Genomic DNA, 21,141 nt, shown 5'->3' with positions numbered 1-21,141 from the left:
GATAGATATGTACGGATTTATTTATTTTAAATAAAGGTAGCTTATACTAACTTGTTCAAGGTAAAACTACTATAACGAGTTCTCAATGATAATAACATTTAAATCCGATTGGTTTGTTTTCGCATAATGTATATTATGTTAAATAAGGTCTATATACGTATTGCCTATTTATATTATTTGAATCTGATTTATATATATACTACTGCAAATACTTGGTCGTCTTAATCTAACAGATAAAACATAATAAGTAATTATGCTTTAAAAACTGTACTTCAGATTTGCACAGACCTAGAACTATCACCCTATCATTTTTATTCTGTGCAAATCTGAGAGCTACCTTTAAACTTATTAAGAGATCAAATTACTTTTTAAATCTTCTTTTGATTTATCAGTACCTAATTTAGTACTAAAACTTTTATCTGCCTCTAATGAAATATTTCCCTTCCGTTTATCCCACCAAATAAACATATTTGCCAATACAGAGCCTGAAACTGAATGCCATATAGTAGCCACAGCAGCTACTACAGCAGATTCTGCACTAGTTGGAAAGAATTTAGTGCTTAATCCTGTCGCTAATCCAGCATTTTGAACACCAACCTCTATAGCAAGTGTTCTTTTTTTGGCAGTATTAGTACCCACTATTGCTCCTGATAAATACCCTAGTATATAGCCTGAAAAGTTATGTATGGCTATAGCAACAATGGCAATAAAAGCTGATTCAAAAAGTTGTGCACCAAATATTGCAGCAACACCGCCGACAATACAAGCAAATGCAATTACAGCAACGCCCGGCATGACCTTTCGTAATGATTCAAACCAAGTTTTATTTTGAAATAGGATGTTAAAGATAGAACCAATAGCAACAGGCATCAAAGTTACTAATAGCATGAACCTAAACATACTCCAACCGTCCATTTCAACCGTTTGACCTACTAAATAAATCATCCATAGCGGAGTCACTACAGGAGCAATAATAGTTGAAAGTGTTGTCATACCCACTGAAAAAGCAACATCTCCTTTTGCTAAATAGCTCATAATATTAGATGACACACCACCTGGGCAGCTACCCACTAATACTAAGCCTAAGGTCAATCCAGGTGATAAATTTAATAATTTTGAGATAGCGATAGCTACTAAAGGCATTATTGTAAACTGAGCAAAAGTACCGATACATATGTCTAGTGGACGTTTTGCTAAAATTTTATAATCTTCTTTACCTAGTGTCATACCCATTGCTAGCATAATAACACCTAGCACCAAGACTTGGGCATCTCCTTTCACCCATGAGAATGTTGAAGGTTCAATGAACGTAACAGCTGCAGCCAGAATAATAACAACTGCGGTGAAACGGGTTAATTGTTGGCTAACAAGAGTTAAAAAGTTCATTGTTTGGCTCCTAATCCCTATGATCATTTAATTAAAAATGAAGTAAAATATTTATTAAAAGCTATCTTAAAAAGTTTAATAAATTTTTAAATATAACTATAATGGAAAAAATATTTTTACTTTATAACTTATTTTTATTAATTAAACGACCTAAACTATTGAAACCTTAAACTCGATCAAATATTTGACCTTAGTAAGCTAAAACTAATTTAGAAACTAAGCAAAAATGTATTTAGCTAAAAGAACAACTGTAATCACCCATACAGCAACACTGATTTGAGAAAACTTGCCAGTGATTAATTTAACAGCGGTATAAGTAATAAAGCCTAATGCGATTCCATCTGCTATAGAAAATGTTAATGGCATCAATATTAATGTTACTGCAGCAGGTGCGGCTTCTGTTAAATCATCCCAATCCACATCTTTTAATGTATAAAGCATTAATACTGCTACATAGAATATCGCACCTGCAGTCGCATAAGCTGGAATCATACCTGCTAAAGGCGCAAAAAATAAGCTTAATAAAAACAGAACACCTACCGTTACTGCCATTAACCCAGTTCGACCACCAGCAGCTACTCCAGCTGTACTTTCTACATAGCTGGTTGTAGAAGATGTGCCCAATACTGCACCGGCCACAGTTGCAGTAGAATCTGCAATAAGCGCTTTACCTAAATTAGGCACTTTTTCATCTTGCTTCATCAACCCTGCTCTCTTGGTCACTGCAATTAGTGTCCCAGAGGTGTCAAACAAATCAACAAACAAGAATGCAAATATCACACTAATCATACCAATATCAAAGGCACCAGCAATATCCAATTGCATCAAAGTAGGCGCAACCGGTGGAGGCATTGACATCAATCCGCCAAAGGTCACATCACCGTAGATAACCCCTAATAGGGTGGTTAATAAAATACCTATGGTTACCGCGCCAGGCACATTACGATAGCTAAGCCCAATAATGACAATAAAGCCTAAAACAGCCATCGCAGGACCAAAGGTGGTTATTTCACCTAAAGATACAAAAGTGGCTTCATTAGCACCGACAATGCCCGCATTTTTTAAAGCAATAAACCCTAAGAATGCACCAATACCTGCAACAATACCTTGCTTTAAAGTATGAGGTATTGAGTTAATAACCCATTCTCGAATTTTAAATAGGCTTAATAGGATAAATATACAACCAGATAAGAATACGGCTCCTAAAGCTATTTGCCAAGTATGACCCATACCCAAAACAACACCATAAGTGAAAAAAGCATTCAAACCCATACCTGGCGCCAAGGCCAAAGGCAATTTGGCATATAGACCCATGATAAAACAACCTACCGCAGCAGCAACACAAGTCGCGACAAATACTGCCCCTTGATCCATACCAGCATCAGCCAGGATCATAGGGTTAACGAAAATTATGTAAGTCATGGTCAAAAAAGTAGTTATGCCCGCAACAATTTCCGTTTTGACGCTACTGCCCTTCTCCGAAATTCCAAAATATTTATCTAACGCACTCATAATGAATCCTTAATTGATTAAGATATAAAATTACATACGAAACTAAAACTCTTGGAGCAATAACCATACCAATACAAAAAAATTAACTTTCAATTGTGGTGGCATATTTATTGCTACATGCTTATCTATATAGTTAACCAATTAGTCAGGTTTTTATTTTAGGGTTATATCCAATTGTTTAATTGAAGTTGTTTTTAACTATTAAAACAGTTTTTAAGAATGATTGAATCAATAATGTGTAACCCTTATCCCAGCATAGAGTTAATAGTCAATAGAGAGTTAAATGATTGAATTTAAAATAAATAATAGAGAATATAAAGTTGATGACATCAATCCAAATACTACGGTATTGGACTATTTAAGAAATACCCTTAACCTTTTTGATGCTAAAGAAGGGTGTGCAAGTGGTGATTGTGGTGCATGCACTATTTTGGTGAGAAAAACCACGGATTTAAATAACACAGGACGCTTTTATACTATTAACTCTTGTATCACTTTATTATCGCTAATGAATGGTTGTCAGCTATTCACTGCTTCCTACCTTGCTGACAACCCTAATAATCATCCTGAACAAGCCAAATTGCACCCTGCTCAACAAGCTTTAGTAGAGTGTCATGGTTCTCAGTGTGGTTTTTGTACCCCAGGTTTTGTCATATCATTGGCTTGTCTCTATGAAAATCAAAAAATAGAAAAATCGAATCAGATTCAAGTGATTGATAGCTCTAATATAAACTCAATTGATGGTACAACACCTGATAGTGCTAACAGTAACGATAGCAACAATTCAGTTAGTGAAGATGAAGTGATAGCAGCTATTGCAGGGAACCTTTGTCGCTGTACTGGTTACAGACCTATCGTTGAGGCAGGTATAAAGATGTTCCAACCTCAGAGTAACAAGGAGGTATTTTCTAGATTTGATGGACTGGATTTAGTCGAGTATAAAAGTAAAACTAGCGAACAAAGTTCTATTCAACAATGTAAAGATGCACTAGTTCCAGCTTTAAGTGATCAAGAAAACCAATTGTTTATACCTAAATCTCAGTCTGAGTTAGAACAACTATTAGCCTTATATCCTGATGCTATTTTATGGGCTGGCGGTACAGATTTAGGATTGAGTATTACCCAACAGTTTGTTGATTATAAAACCATCATCCAATTATCGAATATTAATGAACTTCAGCATTGGTCATGTGTTGAAAATAACGAGAAAGGTATTCAAACCCTAATATTGGGGGCTGGCATGACTTATCAACAGCTACAAAGCCCTTTAGAAGAACACATTCCACAGTTCGCCAAAATACTCAAGCGTATAGCCTCACCGCAAATTCGTAATATGGGCACAATTGGCGGTAATATTGCAAACGCCTCACCTATAGGTGATTTGCCCCCTATCCTACTCGCTTTGGATGCCAAAGTTCATATCAGGCACTGTCGTCAAAATAGTTCAAATCATACTAATTTGGATACCGCACTAATAGCGACTGACCCAACTATAAACGAAGATATAAAAGGATTTGTTGATGAAATCATACCGTTAGCAGACTTTTTTATTAGTTATAAACAAACAAAATTACAATCTGGAAGTTATATCAAGGCCATTCATGTATCGCTATTGGCTGAGCACCAACAGTTAACGGTTCATAAAATTAGTAAACGCTTTGAAGATGATATATCTGCCTGTCTATTAGCGTTAAGAATAGACCTAAATGAAGCTTCTAATGAGATTATTGATAGCCGTATAGGGTTAGGCGGCATGGCTGCCGTGCCTTTATTGGCTTTAAATTCACAGCAAAAACTTACCAATGCTGCGTTAGAGATGGAGAGCTTTAAAGCTTGTGCCGCTGCTTTAGTAGAGGATGTGACGCCATTAAGTGATGTAAGAGCCAGTCGTGAATATCGCATGCAGGTTATCCAGCGACTCATCATCCAAAGTGGTAAACAACTACTCACTAAATACACCACTATATCTAATTAATAGAGTTTGTGAGTAAATTTAAACATTTAAATTAATATATACCCTGAAAATATAGAGACCTATCCATGAGCCATCATTCAGCGTTATTTGACAGCTATGAAGTAAGACGCAAGCGTCCCCCTAAGCACAAAATTGGTTCTTCATCTAAACATGACAGCGCCATTAGCCATGTTATGGGCATTGCTACCTATGTAGATGATATGGTTAAGCCAAATAATACCTTGTACATGGCGATTGGCAAAAGCGATATTGCTCACGCCAAAATAAAAAACATAAACTTGGAGGCAGTTTTGGCGTCTGAAGGTGTTGTGGATGTTATTTGCTATAACGACTTGCCTGCTGCAACCGATATCGGTCCGGTATTTAAAGGAGATCCTTTGATTGCAAATACTGAGGTAGAGTATGTAGGACAAACTATTTTTGCAGTGGCTGCGAGCAGTCATAGAGCTGCCAAAAAAGCGGCTGCAAAAGCCATAGTAGAGTATGAGCCCTTGCCTGCTATTTTGACCATTGCTGAGGCATTAAAACACAAGCAATTTGTGCGACCCAGTTATAAGATGCAGCGCGGCAATGTGCTATCTTCTTTTAAAAATTCGCCTATAAAACTCACTGGCGCTATCCACATGTTAGGTCAAGAGCATTTTTATCTAGAAGGTCAGGTCGCATACGTAGTGCCTTGTGATGATGGCGGTTTGGAAGTTTATACATCTTCACAACACCCTAGTGAAGTACAGCAGCTGGTTGCTGAAGTTACAGGACTCCCCTTTCATAGTGTTAACACCATAGTCCGCCGTATGGGCGGTGCATTTGGAGGCAAAGAGACACAGGCCGCAGCTTGGGCTTGCTTAGCAGGTATAGTTGCAAAATGCCATAATAAACCGGTAAGCATGCGTTTAGACCGTCAAGATGACATGGTTGTAACGGGTAAACGTCATGAATTCTATAATAAGTATTCGGTTGCGATTGATGAACAAGGAAAGATAAAAGCGGTAGACATGCAGTTGGCTGCTTTATGCGGCTACTCCCCTGACCTCTCTGATGCTATTGTCGATAGGGCCATGTTTCATTGTGATAATGCCTATTACTATCCGACTGCTAGTATAGTGGGTCATAGATGTAAAACTCATACGGTCTCAAATACAGCGTATCGGGGTTTTGGTGGGCCACAAGGGCTTATGACTGCCGAATACATGATGGACCATATCGCTTATTCGCTAGGTAAAGACCCTTATGACATAAGGCTTAAGAATTTATATCAAAATGGACAGCAAACCCATTATGGTCAACCTATAGAACATTTTGATTTAGCTGAGTTGATGAATAGCTTAGCCACAGACTGTGATTATAAAAAGCGTCGTAATGAGATTATTAGCTGCAACAAGCAAGCTGCATTACAAGACAGTCCTAAAAGAAGGGGTATCGCTTTAACGCCTGTTAAATTTGGTATCTCATTTACTGTGCAAACCTTAAATCAAGCGGGTGCTCTGGTTCATATCTATACCGATGGCAGTATTCACCTGAATCATGGGGGTACTGAGATGGGACAAGGTTTATTTGTGAAAGTAGCTCAAGTGGTTGCTAATGAGTTTGATGTGGACTTAGATACGGTGAAGGTATCCGCTACTCGTACTGATAAAGTGCCCAACACCTCACCTACTGCCGCTTCATCAGGGACAGACCTAAACGGAAAAGCCGCTCAAAATGCTTGCCAAATTATCAAAGCCAGACTGATTGAATTTGCATGTGACACCTTTGAAATCGATGACTCTGATATTAGCTTTGAAAATAATCATGTATTTATAAAACGGGCTAATAGTAATAATCAAGCTGCTTCTAAAAAGGAGTCAAAAGTCTTCACCTTCGCAGAGTTCGTTACGCTCGCTTATAGAAATCGGGTTAGTCTTTCTTCCACAGGGTTTTATAAAACCCCGAAAATATTTTATGAACGAGACAAAGCGTGGGGTCGACCTTTTTTATATTATTCATTGGGAGCGGCTTGCTGTGAAGTTGAAATAGATACCATAACTGGCGTATATCAAGTTGTTCGTTGCGATATTCTCCATGATGTGGGACAGTCGATTAATCCTGCGATAGATAAAGGTCAAATAGAAGGAGGCTTTATCCAAGGTATGGGCTGGTTAACCCAAGAAGAGCTTTTGTGGGATGAAAGTGGCAAATTAGCCTCAAACAGCCCAGCTAATTATAAAATCCCGACCGCCCACGACATGCCAAAGCAGTGGCAGGTTAAACTTTATAATCGTAAAAACAAAGAGCAGACGGTATATAACTCAAAAGCGGTTGGCGAACCCCCTTTTATGCTTGCAGCTAGTGTGTGGTGTGCTATAAATAATGCTGTGGCTAGCCTTGCTGATTATAAACGCAATCCGGAATTAACGATGCCGGCCACACCCGAAGCCGTATTAAAAGCGGTGATTAATCTTGAAGGTGGAGATTGGGAGAATAGCAGCCGTACAGAAGTACAAACCAAAAAACAGCCACAAAACCAGCAGCAAAATCAACATCAACAAGGGAGCCTATTTAGTTTATATACCCCTTATATAGAACATGCCACAAAGACCAATCCACCATATGTCTCTATAACTAATATTGAAAATGTGGAAAACGTGGAAAATAAAGAATCCATTTTTAGCTCCAAGGTAGAAGGTGGTAGAGGTCCAGCGCATACTCCTGTGCATAGTAGTCAATCAATAGATTTAGGCAAAAACAATGAATAGCCATAACAAAAGCTGGCATAGTGCATTGAATGACTGCCAAAATCATGGCATTGCTCACGTTTTGGCGACTGTGGTCAAAGTTAGTGGCTCGGCCCCTCGTGACTTGCAAACCAAAATGGTAATTACAGCAGATAAAAGCTATGACACGCTTGGCGGAGGTGGCTTAGAATTTGATGTGATTGCAACTGCTAGAGAACTATTAAATAAAAATATAGCCTGCAATAATAGTTTTGGTAATAAGCATCAGCATACCTCTGTCATTACCAAACACTATCCCTTAGGCGCTAAGCTTGGCCAGTGCTGTGGTGGTAGCGTTACCGTAATGTTTGAGTGTTTTAATCTGTCGCCGCCGCTATCGCTATTAATATTTGGAGCGGGTCATGTCGCCAATGCCTTGATAAAAATATTATCTGAACTTGATTGCCAAGTCACTTGGATTGATAATCGAGAGGGTATATTTGATACGAATACAGTCAAAAATCTTCCTCCTCATATCCGTACCTTTATTACTGATGACCCGACCGAATTTATTAAAGCCTACCCCACGCCTCAGTATGTTTTAGTTATGACTCACGATCATGACTTAGATTTTAAGATCGTTAAAAAAACCATCGAAATTTCTACCCCAAGTTTTGCATTTATTGGTTGTATCGCTTCAAAGACTAAAGCCAATCGTTTTAAGCACAAACTCGATAAACGTGGTTTTAATGAAGATACACTAAGTTTGCTTCATATGCCTATAGGATTGCCTATCGGCGGTAAACAGCCTATGTCGGTAGCCGTTTCGGTGGTGGCACAGGTGTTGCAAAAGTTTAATCAAAGCTAATTATTAATTTAACTAGCTTCTTTTTAGCAAATACTATATTTAAAGATAAAACTCTATGACTCTTCAAATTTATAAAGCTCGCTTATTGCATTACGTTGCCTCAAAAGATACTACTCAGACCACCTCAATAATTCCAGTAAATAAGAATGAAAATATCGTACCTGAATATATTGAAGAGGGTGCCTTAGTATTTGATGCTAAAAAAGGAATTATCGTTAATTATGGGAAGGCAACTGACATTTTAGAGCAGTATTCTCTACAACAGAGCTCTAATGTAGTAAATGGCAATAAAGAAATACAAATACATGATTACTCAGACCGCTTAATAATGCCAGGCTTCATTGATACTCATGTACACTATCCACAGTTAGATATGATTGCTGCTTACGGAGAGCAACTATTAGACTGGCTTAACAACTATACCTTTGTAACCGAAGCGAACTATAACCAACCTGAATTTGCGTATCAAAAGTCCCAGTTCTTTTTGAATCAATTATTGGTTAATGGTACGACAAGCGCCATGGTTTTTGCTACCAGCGATTACTCTTCAGCTGATCAGTTTTTTAAGGCAAGTGACACCTTGGGTAGCCGCATGATTTGCGGTAATGTCTTAATGGATCAAAACGCCCCTTCAAATTTATGTGTAGAAACTTCTAAAGGAATTAAAGAGACCCAAAAACTTATAGATGAATGGCATGGTAATGGGCGGCAATCAGTGGCTATAACGCCAAGGTTTGCGATTACGTCCAGTCCAAAGCAGTTAAAGCTGGCAGGAGAGCTATACGCTCAAAATAAAGGGGTTTATTTACAAACGCACTTAGCAGAAAACCAAGATGAGATTACTGCGGTAAAGCAAATGTATCCTAATTATTCTGGTTACTTAGATGTCTATGACCAGATGGGTCTGCTGGGTAGGAGGACAACCCTTGCGCATGGCATATACTTGAGCGATAGCGAATATAATAGACTACAAGAAACCGGGACCCAGATATCTCACTGCCCTACATCAAATTTGTTTTTAGGTAGCGGGTTATTTAATTTACCTAAAACCCTAAGTTATACTGGAGTGAGTATCGCAACCGATGTTGGCGCGGGTACCAGTCTAAGTTTATTAACCACATTAAATGAAGCCTATAAAGTTCAGCAGTTACAAGGTAATCGTTTATCAGCGCATCAAGGGTTGTATCAGATAACGTTAGGTAATGCCCAGTCTTTATGCTTAGACGATAAGATTGGTAACTTTTCGATAGGCAGTGAAGCTGATTTTGTGATAATAGATACTCAAGCCACAGATTTACTAAAAAATAGAATGCTTGAAACGACAACCTTAGAAGAAGAGTTGTTTGTATTAATGATGATTGCTGATGATAGGATTATTGAGCAAACTTATATTGCAGGGAAATGCCAATACAATAAAGACCAAAATAAAATAATAGTTGAATAATTGATAATAATAACTAAGTAGGATTAGTTACTCTGCTTAATTATTTTAGTCTAAAACCACCCTTCTTCCAATAGATGCTCTGTATTACTTAAATCAAACCTAGCAACCAGATCATAAAACGTCCCTGGATCTTCGATACCGTCTAATAGTTCGCGTTTATGCAGAGCCACGAACATCGCTAGCGAATAGGCAGGACAATGAACATTCTTTTTTGGGTTAAATGAGATGTCTGTAAAGGCTTGATACTGAAGCACTTCTTCATGTAGTTGTGGATTTTGTTTTAGCGCATTGACATACAGCCAGTCATAAAAGGCAGTTAACGGCTCTAAGCCCCAAACCATACCAAAGTAATCATAACCTGTTATATCACCTGAATTAATCAGACGCTCGTCTTTTTGGGCCTGTCTTGGCGCGGTATCTAATAAATCAACGAAGGGTCCACCTTTTGTAAAGACTTTGCTGGCTTGATAGGCATTTTCAACGCTATACTGCTTGCCATCTTCTTCATTGGTTATCTTTAGGCTATCTGGGCTAAGCGGAAAGCTCAACTTATTGCCTGACTTGCTAGACAGCTCCAATACATTCTTAAAGCCATATTTCTTTTTAATGACTCGGTGCAGATCGTTGATAGTCTTTTTCTTCTGTCGAGTGGCAAACCCCACATGATGCTCAATTCTAACCATGTCAGTTTTTACAAGGCTGTCACTGCCGACTCTTGGCATGAATACTGGTTTTTGTTCTGTAGGGGTTGGTGCTAGTTCCATAACGAGGTGCCTTTAGCTTTAATGCTTGGTATCAATAAATAAATATTATGTCATCTTAGCGAGGCAGTTTAGCGTATTCTGAGCGATTAATCTTGTGGCATTTCTTAAGTCTATAGTAAAAAGTCAAAAAACGTAATCATTATAAAAGTCTGATTAAATTTTGAATAACTACTAAGGTGGCTGTATTTGCATAACGCGGGGCAACTACCCTACTTTTAATATTCCTGTACAAATACAGCCAAACTAAGTGCTATTCAAATAGTATTCAAATGATGAAATATTCTTTGAAACTGTTATTTCTACATCTAAATGGTGAAATTGCTACGTATTTAACAATACTATTTTCTATGATCCAATTTTAATGTTAACAATACTTTTGGTATTCATTCTAAAGAATGATCATGGCAGCTTAGTATTCAGCTATTTTGAAGCGTATTCTAATTTCATACCGACCACATAAGCATCGTTATCTTCAAACTTACCCATAGGTGCTTTGGTTGAAGATAACTGAGTATCTGCATCACCTAACATAAGATATTTACCACCTAACGCAACAGACCATTCTGGAGTAACATTATATTTAGCACCCAAACCAATGCTGTAATAGCCTTCAGCGGGACCTAGTACTGTGACAGGATTACCAGCGCCTTTATCCCAACCAATTGTTCCAGAGATCGCAAGTGCTGGAGATAAGCGCTTACCCAAGCCTAACTCAATCATATAAGAATCATCTGAGTAGGCAACTAAAGGCGCTTTAGCAGTTTGAGCTAGTGTCTTAACATTCTTTTCTAATAAAGGCGGCGTGATTTCAAAGCTTCCCCAAGGTACCCAGCGCGCCTTTGCCGTCAATAACGTTGTAGGGTTAAGACCAGTTTGAAAATCAATATTTATAGATTCTGGTAATTCCAGCGCCGCATGTTCATCGGTACGCGATACTAATCCAAGTTGCTGAAGTTGAGGGTTGAAATTCACATAATCAATAGCTGGCATATGTTCACCAAACTTGACATCATGCTTTATCTTGGAACGATAGGTTATAGCCGCTTTTAAGCCAATCTCAGGCTTGACGAAAGCTGCGCCAACCATATAACCATATTCTTGATCTTTTGGGAGATATAAATTATAACCATTAATAAGTGATAAGTTTTTTAAATTGCCAGATGTTTCACCGCTCGCTAAATTTAACTTACCTTCAAGCTTGCTTAGGACAGGACCACCATACAGTCTAAAATTATCATGTTGGCCAAGCTTAAAGTTCACTAAACCTGTAAAAGTATCAGACTTTACACTTGCTTTGGTATGGACATCTCCATTCACCAAAGGGTTGTTATCACCTTCTACTTCAATTTCGGCACCAAAGGGCTGATCATAAAAAACCCCAACACTAACTTTATCGTTTATATCAGTTTTTACACCATACCCATAGCCGTTATAGTCTTGAGCAACACCCTCATATTTTCTAGTAACGCCATTATCTGTATATTCACCATCGGTTTCAGGGCTAATACGATAAGCACTAGCGTAGGCATAAGTACCCTCTTTAGTAAACTCAGCACTAGGTTGACCAGAGCGATCAAGACCAGCAGCGCCAGCGATTGAAGCGAAAGACACTAATGCTAAAGCACTAGCAAGTTGATTAAGAGTGAAAGTTTTTGACATTGTACATTCTCCATTGCAGTATTATTAGCCACATCCATTGCGACTAAATGAGGGTAAATAACAACATATTTACCTGATTAGAATCATTGTTTAACTATCTATTATTTATTGCTTAACGTTCGTAATTTATGTCTTAATATTTTACCGACAGTAGACTTAGGTAACTCATCGATAAATTCAATATAACGCGGACATTTATAGCCAGCTAGATTTTTCTTACAGAACTCGTAAACCTCTTTTTCCGTTAAGCTCTTATCGTCTTTAACGATAAATACTTTGACTGATTCACCTTGGGACTCGTCATCTACACCCACTACAGAGCACTCTCTTACTTTAGGATGCATTTCAACGACACTTTCAACTTCATTGGGATAGACGTTAAAGCCACTCACAATAATCATGTCTTTTTTTCTATCAAAGAGTTTGACATATCCCTTTTCATCGATAGATCCAACATCCCCTGTTTTAAGGTAACCATCTTTGGTAAAAAACTTACTATTATCGAGGTTATGATAGCCGGAGATAACATTACCGCCTTTGATGACAATCTCACCAATCTCGCCAATACCTAGCGGATTCTCATTATCATCATAGATTTTAAGATCGATACCACATAACGGAATACCTATCGACCCCGTAAATTCCTTATTCGTTAAGGGGTTTGCAGTGCCAACGCCGAGTGTTTCAGACATCCCCCACCCTTCAATAATAGGGACGCCTGTTGCTTCATACCATTTTCTCGCCATTTCAGGTGTCGCTGCCATCCCTCCAGCCAATGAAAGCTTAAGCTGGGAGAAATCAATATCTTTAAATTTTGGATGTAAAAGTAATGCGTGAAATAAGGTATTAACGGCAGGAAACAAATTTACCGGCTCTTTACTTAATAGCTTGACAAAGGCATCAATATCCCTTGGGTTAGTGACGAGTAGAAGGTGTTGTCCTTTACGTATTCCTAAGAAAGATATGATTAAGGCAAAAATATGATACATCGGCAGAGCAACTACACACGTAAGCTGGCCCATATTATTTAAATCATCATATATTGGATTAAACCATTCGTCGTACTGTTTGGTCCCATATACCACATTGCGATGACTAATTAATATACCTTTAGCAACACCTGTAGTCCCGCCGGTATACTGAATCATAGCTAAGTCATCAGGCTTTGGTTGAGGGCGGGTATATTTTAGATTATTGGACTCATTTAAAATGGATTTAAAGTGAAGTACGGCATATTCAGAAGTGGTCTTGATATGGTATTTAGGTACCATTTTTTTGACATATTTAGCCGCAAAGTTAACAATTGCGCCCTTGGTAGTACCAAGCATATCCCCTATTGAACTTACGACGACGGTTTTAACTGGGGTCTTTTCAATGATACTATCCATAGAATGGCAAAATGGCTCTAAAATAAAGATCATTTTGGCATCAGAATCTATAAGTTGATGTTTAAGTTCACGAGGAGTATAAAGAGGATTGACTAAAGTCAGTACCATACCGGCTCTTAGTGCCCCAATAACTATGGGTAGATACTGATGTACATTAGGCATCATGACCGCAATGACTGAACCTTCAGGTAATCCAGTACTTTGTATCCATGCAGCTATGTTACGAGACATCTGATCGACTTGTTTATAAGAGTAAGATACGTCCATATTGGTCATGAATTTATCTTTAGCAAACTCATTTAACGATTTTTCAAATAGATCGATCAGAGTATCATTATCAAAGGGTACGTCAGCGGCAACACCTTCAGGGTAGTTCTGGGTCCAAAATTTATCCATTATTCACCTTCCATTGGTAATTAAGCTTAATTAAGCTCGCCTCTTCAGTGAGGCAAATGTAATGTCAAACCTTCATAAATTTATGTCTTTATAAGACATAAATTTATGAAATTGTGCAACTTCTTTATAATAGCCAAAAAACGATGTTTTTACACTATTTTTTTAAGATATTTAATAAATATATATTAATATTTTTTATAATTAAAGTTAGCATCAGTAGGAAATTAATTCACAAATTTCGATGAATTAATTGTATATAGCTCCTAATCCTTTCGATTATAAAATATAAAAAAGGAGCTAAATTTAATGAAAAAAATTAGCCCCTTTACATGATATGAATGTATATTCACAACCTATTACTGGCTTTTTTCTAAATCCCTATTTACTTTAGCTTCTAAATACAGGTTAAAAAATATAAAATGATAATATTAAATTTAAGCCTTTTCAGCGACGTCTTGACTCTCTGAACGAAGTTGATGTCTTAGAATCTTACCAACAGTAGACTTCGGAAGTTCATCTAAAAACTCGATATGACGTGGGCGTTTATAGCCAGCAAGGTTCTTTTTACAGAACTCATGTATCTCATTTTTAGTTAAGCTTGGGTCGTCTTTAACTATAAAAACTTTGACTGACTGACCTTGTGAGTCACTATCAACACCGACTACAGAGCATTCTCTTACTTTAGGATGCATTTCTACGACACTTTCAACTTCATTCGGGTAGACATTAAAACCACTCACGATAAGCATGTCTTTTTTTCTGTCATATAATTTGACATACCCTTTCTCATCAATAGCGCCCACATCACCAGTTTTAAGATAACCATCTTTTGTGAAAAACTGACTATTATCGAGATTGTGATAGCCTGAAATGACATTTCCACCTTTAATGACAATCTCACCCACTTCACCTATGTCAAGCGGATTTTCATCTTCATCATAGATTTTGAGATCTATGCCACAGATTGGCATGCCTATTGAGCCTGTAAACTCTGTATTTGATAAGGGGTTAGCTGTCCCTACTCCAAGCGTTTCTGACATGCCCCAGCCTTCAATAATAGGGACACCTGTGGTTTCCTGCCATTTTCTCGCCATTTCAGGGGTCGCCGCCATACCGCCTGCTAAAGAAAGCTTAAGCTGGGAGAAATCAATATCTTTAAATTTAGGATGTAATAGTAGGGCATGGAATAAAGTATTTACTGCTGGTAGCAAATGTACAGGCTCTTTACTAAGCAGTTTTACAAAGGCATCAATATCCCTTGGATTGGTGACTAGCAAAAGATGTTGACCAGTGCGTAAGCCTAGTAAAGATATAATAAATGCAAATATATGGTACATCGGTAATGCAACGACACAAGTTAGTTGATCCTTACTATTTAGACCCTTATGAATTGGCTTAAACCATTCATCATATTGCTTAGTACCATAAACAACATTGCGATGACTAATTAAAATCCCTTTTGCAACACCAGTGGTACCTCCTGTGTATTGAATCATAGCCAAGTCATCGGGCTTAATATCAGGACGAGTGTATGTCATCTTTTTAGATTGTTTCAAAAGAGTTTTGAAATCTAAAACTTGATGATTTGAATTGGATTTAATGTGATATTTAGGCACCATTTTTTTGATATGTTTGGCTGCTAAATTTATTAGGGTACCTTTCGCAGTGCCAAGCATATCGCCTATGGTGCTAACGACGACCGTTTTAACAGGCGTTTTTTCAATAATATTATCAAGACTATGACAAAAAGGCTCTAAAATAAACAGCATTTTGGCATCGGAATCAATAAGCTGATGCTTAAGCTCACGCGGGGTATACAAAGGATTAACTAGTGTCAAAACCATACCAGCACGAAGCGCCCCTATTACAATAGGTAGGTACTGATTCACATTAGGCATCATGATAGCTACGGTTGAACCCTGAGGAAGACCAGTACTTTGAATCCAAGAAGCAATCGAATGAGACATCTGATCAACTTGAGCATAGCTGTATGACACATCCAAGTTTGTCATAAATTTATTTTTAGCAAACTTAGTTAAAATACTATCAAAAAAATCAATGAGAGTTTCATTATCGAAAGGAATATCAGCGGAAACACCTTCAGGATAATTATTGGTCCAAAATTTAGTCATCGTTAACCTTCCGTGGGCTATTAATTAGAGTCTCGAATAAGAGGCACTCAGTAATTTTATTTAAACGTGTAAATCTATAGGTTATATTGACATTTAATTCATACTGCCTATAAAAATAAACAACGTTGCGAATATAATTTAAGGACAAGCCTCTAGGAGTAAGGCGGAATAATCGGCCTTACAAAAAGTTTAGGTATGAAAAGTTTGTAAATATAATAAAAATGTATAGTGAGTTATGATAAAACAGTATTAAAGTAGCTCTATAACGTTTTATTAAAACAAGTAGTAAAGCTACTTTAACCTCAATGCCATGCCTAGCTAACCTAGCTTACAACTTGCCAACCGGCTGTTGCGCCATATTCATCCTGATGAGAAAAAAGAGGATGATTTTGAGCCTCTGCAAGCGTTAAAACAGGAGTAACGCAGACATCCGCCTGTTCAAACAGTTTTGACCAGTGTGATAAAGGTTGACTTGCAAACGTTTCAGCAATGCTCTGCATTGCTGCTTGACTCTCGGGCAGGTTTGGCATTACACCTCGTTGCCAATGCGTATTCTTTAGATCCGGAAGATCTAATACGTCGCATAACCCTTGCCAAAACTTCAGCTCAAGAGAACCAACCGCCATATATCTATCGTCTTTGGTTTTATAAAGTCGATAACAGGGCAATAAGCCGCCTAAAAAGTCATACTGCGGTGCCGGTTTCTTACCTGACATCTTTTCAATCAATTTGCCAGTTGCTTTTGGCATGACTAAATGATTGTACAAACTGTGAGTCATACTGGTATTAATGTGTCTACCTTTACCGGTATTTTTCGCAGCAATCACAGCTGCTAAAAGTGCGATAACGGCCGTATCACTACCACCCGCTAGATCTGCAAATTGTATATTAGGCATCGCTTGATCACCATCAGATGATTTAAGCTGATCGAGGACACCACTAAGCGCCATAAAGTTAATATCATGTCCTGCTTTATTGCTCCAATCGTGATTAACACCCTCACCTTCGGTAACACCGTAACCTGTAATAGAAACAATAACCAATTTGGGATTAATGTCATGCAAAGCGGTTACATTTAATCCCATACCATCCAAAACACCAGGACGGAAACTATCTAGCATGACATCTGCATTTTTGAGATGCTCTTTAATAGTAGCAATGCCTTCTGGATCACGGAAATCGACTTTAAGTGTCGTCTTTCCGTGATTTAAAGCATTGAATAGCTCACCAAATGCGCGAGCAGGATCACCATTCATGGGTTCAATTTTGACAATTTCTGCACCTAGATCTGCAAGTAATCTGGTTGCAAAGGGTCCAGGTAGGTTGCGGGTTAAGTCAACAACCTTTAAACCTTGCAAACAGTCAGCCATTGGATTTGATAACTTGCTAGTCATCGTTAAACTCCTGATTAGCATCCGCCATCTTGACTAAAATAGCAGCAGGCTCAAAACGATCACCATAAGCAGCAGCTAATTCGCGACTACGTTCGACAAATCGCTTAACGCCGATCGAATTAATAAATTGTAGCGTGCCGCCTTGATTTGGCGCAAAACCCCATCCAAAGATTGAGCCTACGTTAGCATCGGCAACTGAGCGGACAACATTTTCTTCATAGCACCTAGCCGTTTCATTGGCTTGTACGTATAGCAGGCGATCTACTAAATCTTGTTGCGACGGTTGCTCATCTTTTGTTGGATACAGGTCAGTCAATTCAGGCCACAAGTGTTTTTCACCATTTTCAGGATAATCATAAAATCCTTTGCCAACCTTTTTACCTTCACGGCCTAACTCTTCTACCATTTTTTCAATCACTGGTTGGGCAGGATGCGCGGTAAAAGTCTTACCTTCCGCTTCTAAGGCACGTTTAGCCTGTTGCATAACATGTAATGACAGACTTAATGACACTTCATCTTGTAGTGCTAAAGGAGGCATTGGCATACCAGACTTCATACCTGCCACTTCAATACTGCGTGGATGAATACCTTCACCTAACATTGCAATACCTTCTGATACATATGTACCAAATACGCGTGATGTATAGAAGCCGCGGCTGTCATTTACCACAATTGGCGTTTTTGAAATTTGACCCACAAAATCGAAGCTTTTTGCTAATGTGGCATCGTCTGTCTTTTCACCAACGATAATCTCAACCAATGGCATTTTATCAACAGGTGAGAAGAAATGCAGACCGATAAACTGATTGGGTCGTTTACTGGCTTGTGCCAACTGAGTGATCGGTAGCGTTGAGGTGTTAGACGCATAAATTGCTGTTTCTGGAATGACAGCTTCTGCATTACGAGTACATTCGGCTTTAATATCAATGTCTTCAAATACCGCTTCAATAATTAAATCGCAGCCTTTTAAATCGTCATAAGATACTGTGGTCTTGATACGTGATAACAAGGCCTCTTTTTTCTCTTGGTTTGAACGGCCACGGCTGATAGCTTTGTCAAGCAAATTAGTCGAGTAGCTTTTTCCTTTTTCGGCACCTTCAATACTGGTATCTAATAGCACGACATCAATACCTGCTTTAGCTGAAACATAGGCAATACCAGCACCCATCATACCGGCACCTAGAATACCAATCTTGCTAACTTTAGATCTCTCAAACCCTTCAGGACGTGATTGACCTTTTTTAATATTGTTCAGCTGCTTCCACAAGGTGTTAATCATGTTAGTAGATTCAGGAGACAATGCACAAGCGACAAAATAACGAGACTCAATTTCAAGTCCATTATCAATATCTACTAAGCAGCCTTCAAACACACATGACATGATATGAACAATTGCAGGATAATTGCCATGTGATTTTTGATTTGCCATAGCAGGGGCAATCGAGAAAACCTGTGCAACTTTAGGATGCTTACTATCACCACCGGGTATTTTAAACCCTTTTTGATCCCAAGGCTGACTAACTTTAGGGTTATCTTTAATCCATTGTTTTGCTTGAGCAAGCATATCTTCTTTGTCGCTAGCAACCGCATTCAATAGACCGATTTCAAGCGCTTGCTGTGGACGTAGCTCTTTGCCTTGCGTCATCATCTCTAACGCTTTTTGAATACCGACAATGCGTGGTAAACGCTGAGTACCGCCACCACCGGGTAGCAAGCCAAGTTTAACTTCTGGCAATCCAATTTTTGTTTTTGGTGAATCAACGGCAATACGATAATGACAGGCTAAAGCTAGCTCCAAACCGCCACCTAAAGCCGTACCAGTAAGAGCAGCAGCAACAGGCTTACCCGCTTTCTCAAGTTTACGTAGACTGGTTTTTAAGTCTTCGACTAAATCAAAAGCTTGTTCAGCAGTTTCAATTTCTGCCAGTTGGTCAATATCAGCACCGACCACAAAGGTAGATTTTCCAGAGGTTAAGATCAAACCTTTGGCTTCTTCGTCCGTAATAAAAGCGTCAGTTAAAGAGGCAAAAGCTTCATTAAAGCCTTCACCAATAACATTCATTTTGCGATCTGTTTGATCGATAGTAACCGTAACAACACCGTTGTCAGCTTCGGCTGTAAAGTTATTTAGGGCGTTAATGGCCTTTACGCTAGCTATACTCATTTTATATCCTTATTTATTATGCGCTAATTCAATATGCGTACGTGATGTCCATGTCTTGGATTCACTAAATATTAGGGTCAAGCTCTTAGACACGTTTAATATTACACACGCTCAATAATAGTTGCGATACCCATACCACCACCAACACATAGTGTAATCATGGCGGTATTTAAGTCACGACGTTCAAGTTCATCTAGTACCGTTGTCACTAGCATCGCTCCAGTAGCACCTAAGGGATGTCCCATAGCAATAGCGCCGCCATTAACATTGACTTTATCAAGCGACACACCTAGGTCTGCAGCAGTATTCATAGGAACGACAGCAAACGCTTCGTTAATTTCCCATAAATCAATGTCACTGGCCGTCATACCCGCTTTACGAAGTGCTTTCTGACACGCTGGCGTTGGACCTGTTAACATAATAGTTGGTTCAGAACCGATGACTGAAGCCATAGTGATCTTAGCACGAGGTTTAAGGTTTGCTTTTTCGCCTGCCGCTTTGCTACCGACTAAACAAAGTGCTGAGCCGTCTACGATACCTGATGAGTTACCTGCATGATGGACATGATTTACTTTTTCGATAGTGGTATATTTATCAAGTATCACACTATCAAAGCCCATTTTACCAGGCATAATAAAGGAGGGATTTAGACCCGCTAAAGTTTCTACGGAAGTATTAGGACGGATGGTCTCATCTTTATCCAATAACAACATACCGTTAATATCCGTTACTGGAACGACGGACTTATCATAATAGCCCTTCTCCCAAGCAGCAGCGGCTCTTTTATGAGATTCAGTAGCAAAGGCATCAACGTCTTCACGCGTAAAACCACGTAACGTTGCAATAGCATCCGCGCCAACACCTTGGGGTACAAATTGCGTTGCATCATTAACACGGGGATCCATATACCAAGCCCCACCGTCTGAACCCATAGGTACACGGCTCATTGATTCTACACCGCCAGCCACAACCATATCTTCCATACCAGACATAACTTTAGTAGCGGCTAAGTTGATAGACTCTAAGCCTGATGCACAAAAACGAGATAGTGTAACGCCTGCCACACTTTCATCCCAATCAGCATCAATAATTGCAATACGGGCGATATCAGACCCTTGCTCACCCACAGGAGTAACACAACCTAATACCAGATCATCGACCAAACTGGTATCGAGATCATGACGTTTCTGCATCTCTTTTAATAGGGTGCGCACCAACCATATTGGCGTTGCTTGATGTAGTGAACCCTCTTTTTTACCTTTGCCACGTGGTGTACGAATGGCATCATAGATATAGGCAACTTCAGTCATATAAATCCTTTTTTAAATCCGTTTAAATTGTTTAAAATCGTTTATGAAATTTTGTA

Annotated in this window: 13 protein-coding genes; 4 read left to right on the top strand and 9 right to left on the bottom strand. The window is 38.6% G+C overall.

From position 1 onward, the window contains the following. Positions 1-348 precede the first annotated feature (348 nt). Both AC2SLM_RS03800 and AC2SLM_RS03795 read right to left on the bottom strand, forming a co-directional pair. Positions 349-1,386 (bottom strand): bile acid:sodium symporter family protein, encoded by a 1,038-nt coding sequence (locus AC2SLM_RS03800; RefSeq protein WP_486552106.1) that lies wholly within the window; start codon positions 1,384-1,386, stop codon positions 349-351. Positions 1,387-1,602: 216 nt separating this feature from the next. Beyond that, positions 1,603-2,898: an NCS2 family permease gene (locus tag AC2SLM_RS03795; RefSeq protein ID WP_486552104.1), complete on the bottom strand. Its 1,296-nt coding sequence runs from the start codon at positions 2,896-2,898 to the stop codon at positions 1,603-1,605. Positions 2,899-3,181: 283 nt separating this feature from the next. On the opposite strand from AC2SLM_RS03795, the gene AC2SLM_RS03790 reads away from it, so the two are divergent. The 4 genes from AC2SLM_RS03790 to guaD all read left to right on the top strand — a co-directional run bounded on the left by AC2SLM_RS03790 (position 3,182) and on the right by guaD (position 9,878). Further along, positions 3,182-4,873, top strand: a complete 1,692-nt coding sequence (locus AC2SLM_RS03790; RefSeq protein ID WP_486552102.1) for a xanthine dehydrogenase small subunit — start codon at positions 3,182-3,184, stop codon at positions 4,871-4,873. A gap of 65 nt (positions 4,874-4,938) precedes the next feature. After that, positions 4,939-7,608 (top strand): xanthine dehydrogenase molybdopterin binding subunit, encoded by a 2,670-nt coding sequence (gene xdhB / locus AC2SLM_RS03785; RefSeq protein ID WP_486552100.1) that lies wholly within the window; start codon positions 4,939-4,941, stop codon positions 7,606-7,608. Further along, complete coding sequence (xdhC, locus tag AC2SLM_RS03780; RefSeq protein ID WP_486552099.1) at positions 7,601-8,434, top strand: xanthine dehydrogenase accessory protein XdhC; 834 nt, start codon at positions 7,601-7,603, stop codon at positions 8,432-8,434. Before xdhB ends, xdhC begins: the two co-directional genes overlap by 8 nt. 55 nt (positions 8,435-8,489) lie before the next feature. After that, on the top strand, positions 8,490-9,878 hold the full coding sequence (gene guaD, locus AC2SLM_RS03775) for a guanine deaminase (protein WP_486552097.1): 1,389 nt from the start codon (positions 8,490-8,492) through the stop codon (positions 9,876-9,878). A gap of 50 nt (positions 9,879-9,928) precedes the next feature. Here the strand turns inward: guaD and AC2SLM_RS03770 are convergent, their stop codons facing one another. The 7 genes from AC2SLM_RS03770 to AC2SLM_RS03740 all read right to left on the bottom strand — a co-directional run bounded on the left by AC2SLM_RS03770 (position 9,929) and on the right by AC2SLM_RS03740 (position 21,085). Further along, positions 9,929-10,642: a DarT1-associated NADAR antitoxin family protein gene (locus tag AC2SLM_RS03770; protein WP_486552095.1), complete on the bottom strand. Its 714-nt coding sequence runs from the start codon at positions 10,640-10,642 to the stop codon at positions 9,929-9,931. A gap of 420 nt (positions 10,643-11,062) precedes the next feature. After that, the gene (locus AC2SLM_RS03765; protein ID WP_486541099.1) at positions 11,063-12,301 is read right to left on the bottom strand and encodes an OmpP1/FadL family transporter; all 1,239 of its coding nucleotides are present in this window, start codon (positions 12,299-12,301) and stop codon (positions 11,063-11,065) included. 101 nt (positions 12,302-12,402) lie between these two features. Then, positions 12,403-14,085, bottom strand: a complete 1,683-nt coding sequence (locus AC2SLM_RS03760; RefSeq protein WP_486541097.1) for an AMP-binding protein — start codon at positions 14,083-14,085, stop codon at positions 12,403-12,405. A gap of 434 nt (positions 14,086-14,519) precedes the next feature. Continuing rightward, positions 14,520-16,217: an AMP-binding protein gene (locus AC2SLM_RS03755; RefSeq protein ID WP_486552093.1), complete on the bottom strand. Its 1,698-nt coding sequence runs from the start codon at positions 16,215-16,217 to the stop codon at positions 14,520-14,522. Between the two features lie 323 nt (positions 16,218-16,540). Continuing rightward, positions 16,541-17,611 (bottom strand): CaiB/BaiF CoA transferase family protein, encoded by a 1,071-nt coding sequence (locus tag AC2SLM_RS03750; protein WP_486552091.1) that lies wholly within the window; start codon positions 17,609-17,611, stop codon positions 16,541-16,543. Beyond that, positions 17,604-19,775 (bottom strand): 3-hydroxyacyl-CoA dehydrogenase NAD-binding domain-containing protein, encoded by a 2,172-nt coding sequence (locus AC2SLM_RS03745; protein WP_486552089.1) that lies wholly within the window; start codon positions 19,773-19,775, stop codon positions 17,604-17,606. The genes AC2SLM_RS03750 and AC2SLM_RS03745 overlap by 8 nt, the downstream gene beginning before the upstream one ends. A 101-nt stretch (positions 19,776-19,876) precedes the next feature. After that, positions 19,877-21,085, bottom strand: coding sequence for an acetyl-CoA C-acetyltransferase (locus AC2SLM_RS03740; protein ID WP_486552087.1), 1,209 nt, complete (start codon positions 21,083-21,085; stop codon positions 19,877-19,879). Positions 21,086-21,141 lie beyond the last annotated feature (56 nt).

The sequence above is a fragment of the Psychrobacter sp. CX16 genome (assembly GCF_057396245.1).
Note: the sequence above shows the minus strand (reverse complement) of the source record. Positions and strands in the feature narration are given on the sequence as shown.

Excerpts from the sequence above, each read along its gene's own strand:
- AC2SLM_RS03800 (WP_486552106.1), bottom strand. The coding sequence starts at position 1,386 with ATGAACTTTTTAACTCTTGTTAGCCAACAATTAACCCGTTTCACCGCA.
- AC2SLM_RS03795 (WP_486552104.1), bottom strand. The coding sequence starts at position 2,898 with ATGAGTGCGTTAGATAAATATTTTGGAATTTCGGAGAAGGGCAGTAGC.
- AC2SLM_RS03790 (WP_486552102.1), top strand. The coding sequence starts at position 3,182 with ATGATTGAATTTAAAATAAATAATAGAGAATATAAAGTTGATGACATC.
- xdhB (WP_486552100.1), top strand. The coding sequence starts at position 4,939 with ATGAGCCATCATTCAGCGTTATTTGACAGCTATGAAGTAAGACGCAAG.
- xdhC (WP_486552099.1), top strand. The coding sequence starts at position 7,601 with ATGAATAGCCATAACAAAAGCTGGCATAGTGCATTGAATGACTGCCAA.
- guaD (WP_486552097.1), top strand. The coding sequence starts at position 8,490 with ATGACTCTTCAAATTTATAAAGCTCGCTTATTGCATTACGTTGCCTCA.
- AC2SLM_RS03770 (WP_486552095.1), bottom strand. The coding sequence starts at position 10,642 with ATGGAACTAGCACCAACCCCTACAGAACAAAAACCAGTATTCATGCCA.
- AC2SLM_RS03765 (WP_486541099.1), bottom strand. The coding sequence starts at position 12,301 with ATGTCAAAAACTTTCACTCTTAATCAACTTGCTAGTGCTTTAGCATTA.
- AC2SLM_RS03760 (WP_486541097.1), bottom strand. The coding sequence starts at position 14,085 with ATGGATAAATTTTGGACCCAGAACTACCCTGAAGGTGTTGCCGCTGAC.
- AC2SLM_RS03755 (WP_486552093.1), bottom strand. The coding sequence starts at position 16,217 with ATGACTAAATTTTGGACCAATAATTATCCTGAAGGTGTTTCCGCTGAT.
- AC2SLM_RS03750 (WP_486552091.1), bottom strand. The coding sequence starts at position 17,611 with ATGACTAGCAAGTTATCAAATCCAATGGCTGACTGTTTGCAAGGTTTA.
- AC2SLM_RS03745 (WP_486552089.1), bottom strand. The coding sequence starts at position 19,775 with ATGAGTATAGCTAGCGTAAAGGCCATTAACGCCCTAAATAACTTTACA.
- AC2SLM_RS03740 (WP_486552087.1), bottom strand. The coding sequence starts at position 21,085 with ATGACTGAAGTTGCCTATATCTATGATGCCATTCGTACACCACGTGGC.